This window comes from Dyadobacter sp. CY261, from assembly GCF_021440085.1.
Taxonomy (GTDB): domain Bacteria; phylum Bacteroidota; class Bacteroidia; order Cytophagales; family Spirosomataceae; genus Dyadobacter.
Map to the genome: position 1 here is coordinate 13,914 of NZ_JAKCPW010000021.1, position 14,771 is coordinate 28,684.

Consider the following 14,771-nt stretch of genomic DNA (forward strand, 5'->3'; position numbering starts at 1 on the left):
GCTACATTGGAGAACAAAAAAGTAATCCCGGGAAACTAAATCTAAAATGCAGATGGAAGTAGAAGTACAAGCTTTAAGAAGTAAACCCTCATTGTCGGATAGAGCTCAAATCGTTCGTGACCGCTTCAAAACCTTAACTCCGGAAGAAAAAGCGAGTATCTTCCAACTTACTCCTAAGCAAATCGAATCTGGGTACAGCTCCGACCACGTGGTCGGCTTTTGCCAATGGGAGCAAAAATGGGAGCAATGGCAGCAAAGTCAGTGGTAAAAATATGTCCGTTTTTCAGTGACACTTCTATAATTGAGGACAGCGACCTTGTTTCCTAAGAGTAAGATGGCTTATCGAAGAACATTGCTAATTTTGCAGCCCACTCCCTTTTGCAACATAGACTGCAGCTATTGCTACCTCCCAAGCCGAATGTCGACTAAGCGGATGGATTTGAAGGTCGTGAAAAAGATTGCCGAAGAGGTGTTTTCAAGTTCTTTCATTTCAAAACCAGTTGATTTCCTTTGGCATTTGGGTGAGCCACTAGCACTGCCAATCTCCTTTTACGAAGACGCATTTACTTTAATAAAAGAGATTAACAAGGAGTACTTTGTTGAATATTCATTGACTTTTCAGACCAATGCAATGCTTCTTAATGAAAGCTGGATTGATCTAATCAAAAGACATCAAGTTAATATAGGCGTGAGTATTGATGGCCCCGCTTTTCTGCATGATAAGAAAAGGGTCGATAGGAAAAACCGGGGGACTCATGCGCAGGTAATGAACGGAGTGCGGCTACTTCAGGCTAATGGTATTCCGTTTGGTGTAATTGCTGTTATAACTAATGATAGTCTAAATTACGCTAATGAAATTTGTGATTTTTTTCTAGATAACAACATTTACAACATCGGTTTTAATATCGATGAGATGGATGGTATTAACAAATCAAGTACTTTCCGGGATGTAGAAGCCGGGCTTTACAAGTCGTTTATAAAAACGTTATTTGATAGATCCGTTGCTTCCAAAGGACTGTTTAAGATAAGGGAGTTTTGGGTGAACATCCGTCCCTTTACTGTAGATATCCAAAATCCATTTAATACAACCAACAATCCTTTCGCAATTCTAAACTTTGATTGCCATGGCAATTATAGTACTTTCTGCCCTGAACTTATTGGGGTCGAAGATTTGCAGTACAATAACTTTATCATGGGTAACATTGTGACAGACGGCCTTGCGGCCATAAGGTCGAGTCCCCTGTTTTTGCGCATGCACGAGGAAATACAAGTCGGGGTAAATAGTTGCCGGGATAATTGCGACTATTGGTCGTTTTGTGGAGGGGGAGCTCCATCTAACAAATATTTTGAAAATGGAAGTTTCTCCAGTACGGAAACAATCGCATGCAAATATCAGAAACAAATTGTCGTTGATGTCCTCGCAGAACATTTTGAGAAACAATTTGCCATCGAAGTATAGATGACGAAACGAATTATCCCGGTAGCTCTTTTTGTCTACAACCGCAGGGACACTGTTGAAACCTTGTTAGATTGTCTTAAATCAGAGGGGATACCGCTGCTTTACGTTTTTAGTGATGGTCCCAAAGATGATTTGGATCAAATTAAAGTCGATCAAGTGCGTGAAGTAATTTCTGCGATCGACTGGTGCGAGGTGGTTGTTTTTGAAAGACCAGTCAATTTTGGACTGGGACGGTCTCAGATACAGGGGATATCAGAAGTGTTGTCTAGACATTACGCCGCCTTGATTTTTGAAGATGACCTCTTTTTTGTCAAAGGCACTTATAGCTACTTGGTATCAGCGCTGGAATTCTACGAAAATGCTCCTGAGGTGATGAGTGTAACAGGATGGACTCACCCTCTGATAACTCCTAAGAATTTACATGGAAATCCCTATTTTGACGGTAAGTCTGAATGCTGGGGTTGGGGCACTTGGTCGCGGGCTTGGAAAGGAATGGAGCGAAGTGCGCTCGAGATTTATAGCGAGTGCCTGAGCCGTGGAATTGATGTGGAAAAATATGGCTCGGATATGCCCAAGATGGCATTGGAGGCCGCTGACAAGAATTTATGGGCTGTCCGCTGGTGGTACCTTCATATGCTAAATGATGGCCTTTGTTTGAGACCCCCTCATACACTCATCGAAACCAGCGGGTTCGATGGCCGCGGAACGACAGTTAATCCAACAATGGCAATTTGGAGAAACCCGCAATTAACAGACTGTCCAAGTATTCCGGAACACTATCCAGAACCAATCGAAAATATTGATTGCAAAAAATTATGGCGCAACGCCGTCGATCGTACGCCCGTCAAATATTCCGGGGTATATTCTCCCAAGGGATATGAGCTGGGTACGGGCATTTGGCAGTTTCAAAATTTTTTAATGGAGGTTGAAACTGAATATTTACTGGCGATGGCACTAAGGAATGGATTTGACGGCGCTCGTAATGGGCAACACAACGGTCGATATAATTTAGCGGTCTTTATTAGAGATGATGAAATGCTTCAATTATTAAGGTCGCGATTGTTGTTGACGCTGGAAACTTTAAATGTTTCTTTTCAAAAAGCAGAAACTACGGAAACATTGGAATTCTATTCGTATCAAACTGGTCATTTTGTTCGAACGCATTCTGATAAGCCCGCCCAAGTCGGGAGAGACCTTTATACCAACTACAAAATACTTATTTACTTGAACAGTGACTTCGAGGGAGGTTCAACCTATTTTGACACACTTGATCTAAAAGTAAATCCTGGCAAAGGAGGCGCAATTATCTTCAACACAGATTTATCACATAGCGGTCTAGAGGTTCTGCGCGGAGCAAAGTATATACTCTGTTTACGTTTCCGATCTGGGATTTTGTAAAATTGGACCTGTGGATCCATACTCGTGAGCATGTTGCTTTGGCTTGTTATATCACAGGTCAAGCGCCGACGATTTAGTGGAATTGTACAGTTTAGCAGGTCAGGCGGTCCATCGAAGGAGGACAGCGGCTCTCGCCGCCAATAATATCCTCTTTGATGACCTGCCTGCTTCTGCTTATATATATTTAAAGTTTCCATAAAGGGGAAGAATGTCACATCAAGCTAATCAAACGTAGATTTTGTGTAAGCTTTCCCGGATTGTTGAGAACTGTAACAAAGCGCCTCTACTCGATTTCCTTGTTCGACGATGTAGCGCTAAAAACAATTAAGCCAATAGTCGGAAGCTACATGGCTACTAGATAGCGGTCAATGTCTCGTCAATGGGCCGCCACAACATAACGGCCTCGTATCCACACCAACCGGAACTGGTTCTATACTTAGGAAAAGTGGCCCAGAATTTAAAGGCTGAGTTTCGTATGAGTAGATGTAGGGTCTAGCAGGATCAATGCCGAAGCCGCTCGCAATAATTACATTATTGGGAAAAAAGACCGTGACAGTGCCAAGGCCCCAAGAGTTTTCTGAGAGGGGAAGTGTGAAAAAGGCCGATTGCTCAAATACGCCTGGGCCATTAGGCAATGGAGTTCCCAGGAATATTCCCGTTTTAGTTGATGCATTACCAGATGGGAAATTGCTTCCAAAGTATGAATTTACAAAACCTGGTGACTCCTTCAGATCGCCTGGGTCAAATTCCATTATAGCATATTTGTAATGACTTCCATATGTGTATAAATTCCAGCCGATAAAGTCTACATCAGGGTGATATTCAATTGCGGTATAACCTGTTGTTGGATTGAAAGACATCAACTGGCTTAACTGACATGAAAAGGTTCTTGGGAATGTGACAATACCTCCATTTCGATTAAGTAATAATAGGTGGACGTGAAATTCAAGTTGCCCTTCAATCCAGTTTTCTTCAGCAAAAAGTTGCATATAATACGGATCAGCAAATTTTACCCCTCGTAGCCTTTCTGTGTAGTTTGCCAGTGTTCCAGAATTATAGCCAAGGTTAGGTGCAATATGATAGTAAATCCAATCTCTGTGATATTGTGCATTATAATTGTAAGCGTTGATAACCATCGGTGCCACTTCGTTCTGGCTAGCATAACGGTCATGTGCTCTCGGTTTAGACTGTGGATTTCCAATGTGATAAAATATGTTCTCGCCATCCCGAAATACTTCTTCCGTAGACATAGTCTGTACCAAATCATTTGTGATTTGGCTAGGAGCAGTCTTTAATCTTGCTACTATACGTTCATTTTCTTTTACCACTACGACTGGCAAGCGCGGGACTATTTTTATTAATTGCTCGTAAGGATCTTCATTTTGGGAAAGGATACGTACTTTCTCTTTTGAATATTTTGGATCATATATGGCGACTGCCGGTATTTGATCAGAAACGTTCCAATCCTCTGCCGAGAAACCTTCGAGTTCTGGTATATATATTGTTAGGAGGGGAAAGTGACGCTCCCATTGACCAGAGAGCGCTTTGCCAGAGTACGAAGATAGCACCTCTGTGAACGTCCTTCCATCCGCAACTCTTCGATCCTTAACGTACGCGTATAGCACATCGAAGTCGCCATCAAGTTTTTCTAGTGATGCCTTCTTTATTAATTTACGAATTTCTTTTTCTTGCATCGCCTTAGCTAGTGAGGCTGCGAAATCTTCTTGTATTTCGCTTTTTAATTGTGCATTAGTTTTATTTGCAACCATGGCGCCAGGATCTATTTCATTTGTACAGCCATAGAAAATGGCCGTGATCCCCAGTGCTACGCATAGCGATAAGCTTAGAGTCTTGATCATAAAATGATATTTAGTAGTGAATAAATGTAACCAGTAAATATTATTAATTATATTATCATAGTCAATATGCTAATTATAGAATTAATAAATTAGCAACAATCTGGTGCAGGCCATAGTGTAAACTCATTTGTAGTTAAATTATGCATCGGGATCGAATATTTGATGGATCAGTCGGTGCGTAACTATTGGACTCTTGTAAGAATTTCAGAAACGTCCGAGAGGATGGGAACGGAGTTTTGTTTTAGGGATATCTAAAGTCTACTTTTCTCAAAGTGGAACTAGCGCATGATTAATTCCCGTGGCGAAGCATAGATAAAAAGGAATGACTTCGCTAGTCTATGGCTTTTATCAGATGCAGACCTAAGGGACCTTCCAAAGTGCTTTGATTTTCCAGGCCGAGAGATAATTTACATGGTTGCCCGAGATGATGAGCAGGGCATCCGAGATATCAAGTACTCCCTCCGGCGGTCACCCTCTCAAGGTGTTTCAGTCTTGTAACGCATATGACCTGAGCCTGCTGAAGCTAATAGCAGTGACATTGAAGTTAGATTTGGACCGTTACCTTGTGACCATAGAGCTAGGAACTCGATTTAGCGAATCGTGGATCGTTTTGCATAGATTGGCCAGTAGCCAATAAGCGGGGAAGTTTGACCTTTCATGTATGAAAATCCGTTGCAAATGTGGAAATTACAAGCACGATTAATCTTCTGAATCCCTTTGGCGAGGCTGGCATGTCTTGATATGTCGTATCTGTCTTTTGTTTGATAGCTAGCTAGAAGATCGCGAAGCACCGCCAGTGGTTAAACTGCCGAGGGATCAGTTGTTCGATAGTACTAAATTTTCCAAACGATGTCACAAGAATATTTCAGAAAAAGAAGCATCAGCGACCGCCTCCTTGTAGAAACGTTAACTAGGTATCTGTTGATACCGGAAGATGCCGGAGAGGCAGTGACATTGGAAGAATATCTCTACGTGCAGAAAGGTAAACTTCACGATTGGTTGAAGGATCCATTCATGAAAAATAACGTCCATGACTATCTGTTGGAAAACGGTGTTACCCCAGCGCTTGTAACATTGGAGAACTACAACCCGCAAAGTGAGTATATGGTTTTAAGAGATCCTCTGTGGGACATTCGCTTTGCGCAGGTTGATTTCGCGATGGACAATGTGTTAACTTCTCCCGGAAAGTGGACACATGCAAAAAATATTGTTGTAGAAAGCCAACGGGAAGAGATGAGAGTCCGAAGTGCGGAGACTATTATTAACTTTGTACAGCAGGATTCTTATAATGCCCAAGTTGTTCTCTACAAAATTGCAGGACTTTACAAAAATGGTAGGCTGGAACAAGAGTTCGAGAGCAGCTTTCCAAAAACAAGTGCGAATCTTCCCTACTTGCAATCTATTTCAGTTTCTCAACAGCCATTGGTAGATCTAAATGCCTTCATTTTTAATCATCGTGAAGAATTAACAACTGCATACAAAGAAAGGATAGCTGACGATATCGCTGAGGCTGCGCCAACTGACTCTATTGATCGGATTCTTTCAAACCGGCAAGCACAGGAAGATTATTATCAGTTTAAAGACGATCCTACATTTCTTGAGGTCTTACGGAATGCACGAATCATTGAACAGGAAGTTTATCGAAAAAAAAAGGAAGGAAAAGGTGACGTTTTTAGTAAAATTTTTGATTTTATAAAAGATATAATTGCGAAATACAAGTTTTTACCTGACGACAGGTAGCTTCTAACGCTGTGACAATAGCTGCGTCCTTCGGGGAACATTACAAAATCGGATACAATGTCGAATTTGCCTAATAGCGAATGCACATTATCTTGGCGTTGTCAAACAGGAGGCCGAGCTCATTTGCTTTCGAAGAAGCTGTTGGCTGCCATTCGAAAGGCCTGCGAGGCAAGGGTTGGTACTCGTGAGGCCAATTTCTACAACTAGTAGAATATCTACGACTGAATGGGGGACTCAAACGATATAGGTAATTCTAAGCCACTAAAAGATAATGCCTGCTTGAAGACACGTTGTCGTCTTAGGCTTGAAAAGTCAGACTTCTAAAGCAAGTTTGCAAAGAAGGCTGTGCCTGCCATAAAGAAGCGATTGACCGAGGAGATTTCAGGACTATGGCCTGAAGCGGGTTCCTTAAAGCTATACCCTTAACTTCACAAAAAAAATATATTACGTTTGGCAGTTAGCAAAGAATATATGTTACCTTGCGTATAAAGCATTTGTGCGTTTGCAAAGGACAGTTTCCGTTGCGGTGTGTTCTATTCGTATTAGTTATTCACTATATGTTAAACATTTTTATGTGATGCGGTCATAGCGTCACGACAAATGTTATTGACTTTTTCTGATCCGTGTCCAATGGGCTGACTAATTTATAACTATTGGTTGCCTCATTTTTTTTGAAAAATTTGGCTGTCTGTTATCGACCTCTTCAGAACCTATTAAAAGTTGAACTCAGTCAATATTTCCAATTTATAGAAGGTTTTTATACGTACTAACCATACCTCTAACTAAATTATTGCAATTCGATGGCGCTATTCAGCAATTCCATGGATAAATCCTGGTCCTCCTCTAAAAAAGCATCTTTTTTCTTCTATTTAATTTTCCTCGCTGCGAGCGTTTGGGCCTCTGGCGAGTCGTTAGCTAGAACATTGGAGACTAGTAAAATTTTATGTTATACGCTTGCGTTTGCCGGGCTAGCGACTGCGTCCTTTTGTCTAAATCTGCTAAAGCAAAGTGCCAGTAGAGGCTATATATCAAATCGCACCACTAAGGCTGCTTTTGGTTTCGTAGGATTTTTGTTTCTCTGGTTTTGTATCCTGATGGCCAATACTCATAATATTTATTACATTATGACGATAAATAAATTGCGCCAAAAGGAACTACGAAATCTGAAGAATCAATTTGAGTTGGTACAAAACCAGGGGATTTCGACCCTTAATACAGGGAAGGCGAAATTTACTAGCAAAGTGGAAAGTGAAATTGAAAATTTGAAGAATGAAATTCAGAATCCCAATAACTTGGGACAAGGTGCCAAGACAGATATTATACTAAACAGAATTGAACACTTACTTGGGTCGGAAGTCGATATGTTAACCAACCCTCCAAGCGATAGAAATGGGCTTAGAAGTTATGCGACAGCTATGTCAGAAAAAATTAGGTCCATTAAAGACCAGAAACTTAGGATAATCGATGAAAAGATCAAACAACTGGAGATGTTCTTTGAACAAAAGGAATTCAAAACAACAAATGAGAGAATTGAATTTTTGATTCAGAATTACGAGGATAGTAGCGAGCGGGATATCATAGTTGGACTACGGAATGGATATTCGACATATCAAAAATGTCAAGAATATTTTAATTCGTTATTTAATGAACCATTTATTAAGCAAAATACTAGCTCTAAAATACAATCTTTGCCCGAAGTTCCTGAAAGTATTGAAATGGATGATATCTCTTATTCCTGGGGTAAGTTCAGTCAGGGCGAATTAAATACGTCGCGTTTTATTTGGTCAATTGTAATCGCCCTGGTTCTCGATTTGGCTTGTTTCCTATTTTGGTATTTTGGAGTTCTTGCGGACGAGGATTGACAACTATTAATTCATTTCGAAAACAAAAATATTTAATAAGATGCCAGAAAACGATTTCCCGGAACAGAAGACAAGCGAATCGAACTCGTTGCCGTTCGAAAAAGACCCGCAGATTGCTCTAAATCTTCAGCATATAGAAATAAATGGTATTTCTGGTCCTCTAGTAATTTTTTTTGGGCCACGGAACATTGGTAAGACTGTTACTCTATTGCGACTTTGTACTCATATTGCGCATTACGATATAAGGCCTGACGAGACGTTTAGAACGGACGACCAATACCAAGATACTATCAAAACTTTTGAAGAAGTAAGAAGAAACTTAAAATTCGCACCATCTGCTACCGGCAATATAAACTTTCTTTTGCTCAACGTTACACATATGGGAAGTAGATTTTGCCAAATTTTAGAAGCGCCAGGTGAACATTTTTTTGATGAGGAAAATCCTGGCAAAGATTACCCTGTATACCTTAACAAAATAATCAACTCTGACTACAGGAAAGTTTACGTTATTTTCTTTTCGTTGGATATGTTTAAAAAAGATCAAGATAAATTCAACTATACAAGTAAAATAGGAAGACTTCTAAGGGAAAGAGTTAATTCTAAGCGTGATCGAGTGGTAATAGTTTGCAATAAGGCCGATCTGCAGCCTTTTATGAACGCGGGTAAACCAGTTGAAAGAGAATTTCGCGACGCGTTATACAAGCAAGATACATTTAGACTATTGTATGACACTTTGGAGAAAGGGGGGTTTGGACACATACCATTTGTTCCGTTTTCTGCGGGAAGTTTTATTGACGATGGTGAGGGGAAGTTCGCTTTTGCACTTTCCGACAAACAATATCCAGCGCGGCTATGGCAGGAAATTCATAATTCCATAGAAGGAAAAGCGTGGTGGAAAATTTGGTAGACATCTGAATGCGAAATAAAAGATGGATAAAATTATAAGAAACATATACTATTTTGGAGCTCTTGCCGATGGATTTAAAGTCTATCCAAATCATACAGGTGTAGATAATATTTTTTCAACCTATTATAATAATTCCGAAACAGATTGGTTTGTGTTAGCTAATAACACTCAGAAATCAGTGTTCTATACATACGTAAGGTATGGGATTCTAACATCTGTGGCAAATGGGAGAACTGGCAGCTGCTTTGGAATTGCAATTGAATTTGAAGATTGTTATTTTTCTGATTTCGAGATATTTAAGGCTTCGATTATCGATAAGGTGATTGAGATATTATTAAAGGAAGGGGTTTTGCTCTCTCGTGTATCCGATCTTATTGCTTTTAAACCCTATAATCTTACAGAGGTAAGCAAGTATTTAGATGGAATGACTCTAAGGATTGAAGAATTTATTAGAGGAAAGTATTTAGCTTATTTGATTCCAAAAGATAATGTTGAGAAGGTTGGTGGCAAAAAAATAATCGGTGTTAATGATCAGACGCCGAACGATGTAGTTAGTGGGCTCTTTACACGGTATGGTTCAGTTAAACTTTCGCCCAAAATTCCACTTGAAATCAAGAGTTCCACTGGGGGGAAAGACCCCTCCACGGAAATTAATGCAGTTGAAAATAATATCGACCAGTTGCTAGAAACCAATCAGCAATTGATAGAGTCTCATAGCGAGCTACGGGAATCGCAGGACAAACTGCATGAGTACAACAATCAGTTACGTAAGGAAATCGATTTGTTAAAATTGCAAATTAATAACTACGGCAGGATTATTGAAAAGTTGGAATTAGATCAAGAGGGGGCTGCGGGCAAGGGGGGGAAGAAGAAACGTCGGCAGGACTCATCTGTTAGTGAAAATGCGATAGGAGAGGGGAGCGGGATGGGTTTAGAAGACTCTAGTAAGGACACACTCACTAATGTGGTAACTAGCCCGAATGAAGATTCTGAGGGTCAAAGTCAAAATGGTTCATCGGTATTAGCGAAATTTGTTGATGAGCTTGTTGTTTTTGCATCACAAATACGTGCTGGCCTGTTACACAAGAGAAAGCCAGATGCAGTTGTGAACGGAGAGGTGGCCAAAAAGCATCAGAGGCTTCCGATAATTCCATTTATTTTTGGTTTGCTGGTGATTCTTATATTATGGATTCTTACAGCACCAATATTTTCAGAAACAGATAAAGTTGAAGAAGATGAGTTTGTTCAGCAGTCTGAATATGGTAGTTCACCTCAGAGTCAAAATGGCGCGGAACTAGATAGTTGCGACTTTGATATTTCTCAGGATAGTCAGGAATATAGATACACTGGGAATCGATATAAATCTACGGATTCACTTGCCTTTGCTATTGCGAAATTATCTAATAGAAACGATTGTGGAAACTGGATTTCGGGATTAAAAAAGATGCTTGAAGAAACGAATGGTAACGACATTGTAAATGGAGAAATCAAGAGAAGTGGAAATATAGTTTTTTATCTCCCTCATACTACGCAATTGAGCGTAAATCGAGGATTTTCAAAGGGAAAATAAATTCAAAACCGCTTGTATCTTAGGCTTAAATTATAGTTAGGGTTGAAGTACTAGCATCGGTCGAAATCACGTCTTAACAAATTTGATATGTGCTTTTCTTGCTGGATGAATCAGGTGCCTTTGCTACTTTCATCCGGCGTGGCAAAAGCCGAAGCACGTTGCTTATATAGCAAGTAGAGCGACGGCAACCTCAGCTCAAATCGAGAAAACGGCCCTCAAAAGTGGCGAAGAGCCTGAACTTGGGCCCACATTCCGGGCAAGCGGGTCCACTTAAAGAGCGCTATTTCTTAAAGACAACAAATTTTTTTTTGCGCAGGTTTTTCATGTGATAATTGAACTAAAACAAAGCCCTTTTTCTATGTCATAGAATAAGGGCTTTGTTTTTTTGGTAAGCGCCAAGAGGAATTTACCTATTTCGATTTTTGTATCTTAATATCGAAAGTTAATGAATATCCTTTTTCAGTAGCTACGAAGCTGTTTAACCTGATTAATCCCTTCCTTCCATCTTGTGTCAGGAACCTTCTCAATGTTTTATTCATGAGGATATCAGGTTTACAATTATTTGTTGTACTGACGATGTTAGAAGATGTATAATCATTGTCGACAGTATACTTTCCATTTCCCTTTTTAAAGGCGTCTTCAATGGTTTCCGAAGAGGTGATGGCACTCCAGGAGTTACGAGCTACGAGGCTGTTATTTGTAGGATCATCATCCCTGGGAAATGCCATGAATTCGATCGTTCCGCGTCGGTAGTCTTTCCATTTTTGTTCTACGATAATCCCATTCATTCTGCTAACGCCACAGCTTCCGCCACATGTAATTATGGTTTGTGGTGTATAGAGCGCAGCTCCGCAATAAATCAAAAACAAACCATCAATTTGATCCGCATACTTCGCGCCATCCTTTAACTGAAAAACCTTACCCGTCGAATAATTGACAAGACAGCTATCTTCAATATTATCCTGAGACTCAGACATTGTGACTTTTACATTTTGGAAGTAATCGATATTGTTGTAAGTGACTAATTCCGTAATATTTTTGTTGGTCTCATTTTCTTGAGCCCATAAAGAAGACTTGGTCATATTCTGATCGCCAGTCGCGACGAGATCGAAAACACATGCACTTAGGTATGGCTCCTTTGTAATTCCGCTAGCTTTACAAGTGACTTCTGCTCTCGCCCTCTGGTCCAAAGTTAGCTGTAAAAGAAGATCGTGACCTAAAATCCATCTAGCTCTGAAGTGTCATGACGGAATATGACGCCTAAAGACGCTTCCTGATGTCATTATAAGATATTGACATCACTAAAGAAAAATTCGATTTGGGGGTAAAAATGGGGGTAAAATCGATGCTTGAAAGTTTCAGGCTTATATAGATCAAACAGTTAGACCCATACTTTAGAATCCTAGCACCCCAGCCAATTAACCATTTCACAACCAGTCAAAAGATGTCAAAACCCCTTGTTTTTCAAGGGGTTTTCTTTTATCCTGTATGTCAGGGGCTTTCCTTGGAAGTCGTCAAATCCCACCATTTTGGGGGTAAAATTGGGGGTAAAATTTTACCCTCTAAAAATTTTACCCCCAGATCGAGAGTTTTCAATGTCGTTGACCGATTTGAAGTGCCGTACTGCCAAACCGAAAGACAAGGCTTATCGCTTGGTCGATTCTGGTGGGCTGTTCCTTGATATGTCTCCAACCGGAAGACGTACCTGGCGTTTGAAGTACCGTTTTCAAGGAAAGGAAAAGCTGTTAACGATTGGCCCTTATCCAGCAATTTCCATATTAGATGCCAGAATAAAGAGCGAAGCTGCTAAGGAAAGGCTGTTAAGTGGCCTTGATCCATGTCAGCTCAAACAGGACGAGAAGAAATTAGCCGAGTTTAAGAACGCTCAAACTGTTGAATTAATCGCGATGGAGTGGTACCGAAAGAATCTGTCGACCTGGGCACCTAGTTATGGAAAAAATGTATTATCTCGGCTGAAACTAAATGTGTTTCCCTTTATCGGTCAGCATCCGATATCAAAAATAACGGTTCAGCACATACTGGTCTGTGCTCAGAAAGTAGAGAACCGGGGGAAGTCGGATCTGGCGCATCGGGTTTTACAAATGATAGGCCAGATTATGCGGTATGCAGTCGTTACAGGCCGGGCAGAAAGAGACCTGACAGTTGATCTGAGAGGTGCGCTAAAAAAATATAGGAAGGGGCATTTCGCCTCCATTGATATTGATGAGTTACCTAAATTGTTGAAAGCGCTTGAAAGGAACGATGTTCGCCTTTTCAGACAGACCGTTTTAGCAATTAGATTAATTTTATTAACGTTCGTTCGAACAAGTGAGCTCATCAATGCAACTTGGGGCGAATTCGATTTAAAAAAGAAACTTTGGCATATTCCGCCGGAGCGGATGAAAACGCGTATAGCGCATACTGTTCCGCTTTCTAGCCAGACAATCGAAATCCTGATGGAGTTGAAAAAATTATATGGGGAGGATGGGTATATTCTTCCAAGTGCTTTTAAAAGAGGGAAGCCGATGAGTAACAATGCAATCTTAACTGCGCTTGGCAGATTGGGTTACAAAAAGAAAATGACCGGACACGGGTTCCGGTCATTAGCAATGAGCGCAATTAAAGAGAGACTTAATTATCGTCATGAAGTGGTGGATCGGCAACTAGCCCATCAACCTAAGAATAAGATTGACAAAGCATACGATCGAGCGATGTTCCTTCCCGATCGGATAAAAATGATGCAGCAGTGGGCTGATTATATTGATCGCGTTTCGGGAAAAGACAAGAATCTAGTGAAGGCTCGAGTTACTCCGGAGAAGCTAAGAAAATCTTCTGGCATTCGACGATGTCGCTGATTTTCCAGGCCGTAATTCGCTGAGACAATTTATAGGGCTTGGGAAATCGTCCCGACTTACAACCTCTCCACCACGTAGATTCACTCACAGGAATAAGTTTCAATATTTGCTCAAGTCTCAGGAAACCGATGAGATAAGGTAAACGGGTATATGAATCGTCCATAGCGGGTCCTTTGGAAAGAGAATTGAATTTTGGTTGCCACCCAACCTTTCTCAACTATTCATTAGAAAGTTCAAATTACGATCGTCCGAATTGTTCCTGAGAAGTGGCATTGCGACACCTAAATTCTACTGCAACTTGTTGTTTTTTTCTGGAAATGTTTGTCTTGTTAAAGGTTAAAGGCCGTCGGATGAATTTGGGACCTAACTTTCAAAGAAGAATAATAGTCAAATGGCTTTTATTCTATCGCTTCTGCTCGATTGATCCTTTCGAAAGGCGGAATCGACCTTGCGAACCGTAAATGTATTTTTACTACATTAATCTTTCAACACGAGGGTGTTACTCACTACGCTCTCGACATTTTTGGAGAACAACCGGCCGAAAAAAGGTACCCAATACTGGCAAGCCGCGAGGTATGAGACTGATAAGCCAATCGGAAGAAAATACACTTTAATGAAAGCGCATTACTAAGTCACATCCGCAACCGCATTGTCGTTTGGCAGCGCAGGAATAACATCATAATTTGAATCGGGCACCATCAGCTAAATCTCTTCTCGGGCCATGAAAGAGGAGTGCGGAGGAAACCTTATCGAGTATGGTTATGTAGAACGTAATCAATCTTTAACGCTTCGGGAATATTAAGGTAAAATTGACAATCTATGATAGAAATCCTATGAACGACTGGTTACAGCCGGTTGATTCATCTGGTGCCGAACCCGACATAGATTGAGGAGCTTAAATGAAAATCGACGAACCTGATGCACAGCAATTGATGAGCCGAAGGGCTGCTGCTGAATACCTTGGTACGACGGTAGGTGTGATGGCCGTCTGGGATTGCCTGAAAAGGTATGACTTCAAGCCGAAAAAGATTTCAGGAATGGTTTACTATAATAAAGACGACCTCGATAGCCACCTGAACCGAATGTTCTTCGCTTAAAAACACAAAATCAAAAACGGGGAA

The 14,771-nt window shown here is 40.7% G+C and carries 12 protein-coding genes; 9 read left to right on the forward strand and 3 right to left on the reverse strand.

Going from position 1 to position 14,771, the window contains the following annotated elements; all coding sequences use genetic code 11:
• The first annotated feature begins 52 nt into the window (after positions 1 to 52).
• From LZD49_RS32230 to LZD49_RS32240, 3 genes are all read left to right on the forward strand, one after another.
• Positions 53 to 268, forward strand: coding sequence for a hypothetical protein (locus LZD49_RS32230; RefSeq protein ID WP_234672353.1), 216 nt, complete (start codon positions 53 to 55; stop codon positions 266 to 268).
• A 66-nt stretch (positions 269 to 334) separates the two neighbouring features.
• Positions 335 to 1,459 (forward strand): cyclophane-forming radical SAM/SPASM peptide maturase GrrM/OscB, encoded by a 1,125-nt coding sequence (grrM, locus tag LZD49_RS32235; protein WP_255721388.1) that lies wholly within the window; start codon positions 335 to 337, stop codon positions 1,457 to 1,459.
• Positions 1,460 to 2,857 carry a 2OG-Fe(II) oxygenase gene (locus tag LZD49_RS32240; protein WP_234672355.1) on the forward strand — a complete coding sequence of 466 codons (1,398 nt, stop codon included), beginning with the start codon at positions 1,460 to 1,462 and terminating at the stop codon, positions 2,855 to 2,857.
• Between the two features lie 365 nt (positions 2,858 to 3,222).
• Here LZD49_RS32240 and LZD49_RS32245 read toward each other — a convergent pair whose 3' ends face one another.
• On the reverse strand, positions 3,223 to 4,716 hold the full coding sequence (locus LZD49_RS32245; protein WP_234672358.1) for a hypothetical protein: 1,494 nt from the start codon (positions 4,714 to 4,716) through the stop codon (positions 3,223 to 3,225).
• A gap of 849 nt (positions 4,717 to 5,565) precedes the next feature.
• Between LZD49_RS32245 and LZD49_RS32250 the strand changes: the two genes are divergently transcribed.
• The 4 genes from LZD49_RS32250 to LZD49_RS32265 all read left to right on the forward strand — a co-directional run bounded on the left by LZD49_RS32250 (position 5,566) and on the right by LZD49_RS32265 (position 10,795).
• Positions 5,566 to 6,456 (forward strand): hypothetical protein, encoded by an 891-nt coding sequence (locus LZD49_RS32250; protein ID WP_234672360.1) that lies wholly within the window; start codon positions 5,566 to 5,568, stop codon positions 6,454 to 6,456.
• Positions 6,457 to 7,277: 821 nt separating this feature from the next.
• The gene (locus LZD49_RS32255; RefSeq protein ID WP_234672362.1) at positions 7,278 to 8,318 is read left to right on the forward strand and encodes a hypothetical protein; all 1,041 of its coding nucleotides are present in this window, start codon (positions 7,278 to 7,280) and stop codon (positions 8,316 to 8,318) included.
• A gap of 40 nt (positions 8,319 to 8,358) precedes the next feature.
• Positions 8,359 to 9,225, forward strand: coding sequence for a hypothetical protein (locus LZD49_RS32260; protein WP_234672364.1), 867 nt, complete (start codon positions 8,359 to 8,361; stop codon positions 9,223 to 9,225).
• 22 nt (positions 9,226 to 9,247) lie between these two features.
• On the forward strand, positions 9,248 to 10,795 hold the full coding sequence (locus LZD49_RS32265; RefSeq protein ID WP_234672365.1) for a hypothetical protein: 1,548 nt from the start codon (positions 9,248 to 9,250) through the stop codon (positions 10,793 to 10,795).
• Between the two features lie 410 nt (positions 10,796 to 11,205).
• Here LZD49_RS32265 and LZD49_RS32270 read toward each other — a convergent pair whose 3' ends face one another.
• Positions 11,206 to 11,877: a hypothetical protein gene (locus LZD49_RS32270; RefSeq protein ID WP_234672367.1), complete on the reverse strand. Its 672-nt coding sequence runs from the start codon at positions 11,875 to 11,877 to the stop codon at positions 11,206 to 11,208.
• 513 nt (positions 11,878 to 12,390) lie between these two features.
• Between LZD49_RS32270 and LZD49_RS32275 the strand changes: the two genes are divergently transcribed.
• Positions 12,391 to 13,650 carry a phage integrase central domain-containing protein gene (locus LZD49_RS32275; protein ID WP_234672369.1) on the forward strand — a complete coding sequence of 420 codons (1,260 nt, stop codon included), beginning with the start codon at positions 12,391 to 12,393 and terminating at the stop codon, positions 13,648 to 13,650.
• Here the strand turns inward: LZD49_RS32275 and LZD49_RS32280 are convergent.
• Positions 13,601 to 13,813: an AlpA family transcriptional regulator gene (locus LZD49_RS32280; RefSeq protein ID WP_234672371.1), complete on the reverse strand. Its 213-nt coding sequence runs from the start codon at positions 13,811 to 13,813 to the stop codon at positions 13,601 to 13,603. The two genes, LZD49_RS32275 and LZD49_RS32280, sit on opposite strands and share 50 nt — an antisense overlap.
• A 736-nt stretch (positions 13,814 to 14,549) precedes the next feature.
• Between LZD49_RS32280 and LZD49_RS32285 the strand changes: the two genes are divergently transcribed.
• Positions 14,550 to 14,747, forward strand: a complete 198-nt coding sequence (locus LZD49_RS32285) for a DNA-binding protein (protein ID WP_234672374.1) — start codon at positions 14,550 to 14,552, stop codon at positions 14,745 to 14,747.
• Positions 14,748 to 14,771 lie beyond the last annotated feature (24 nt).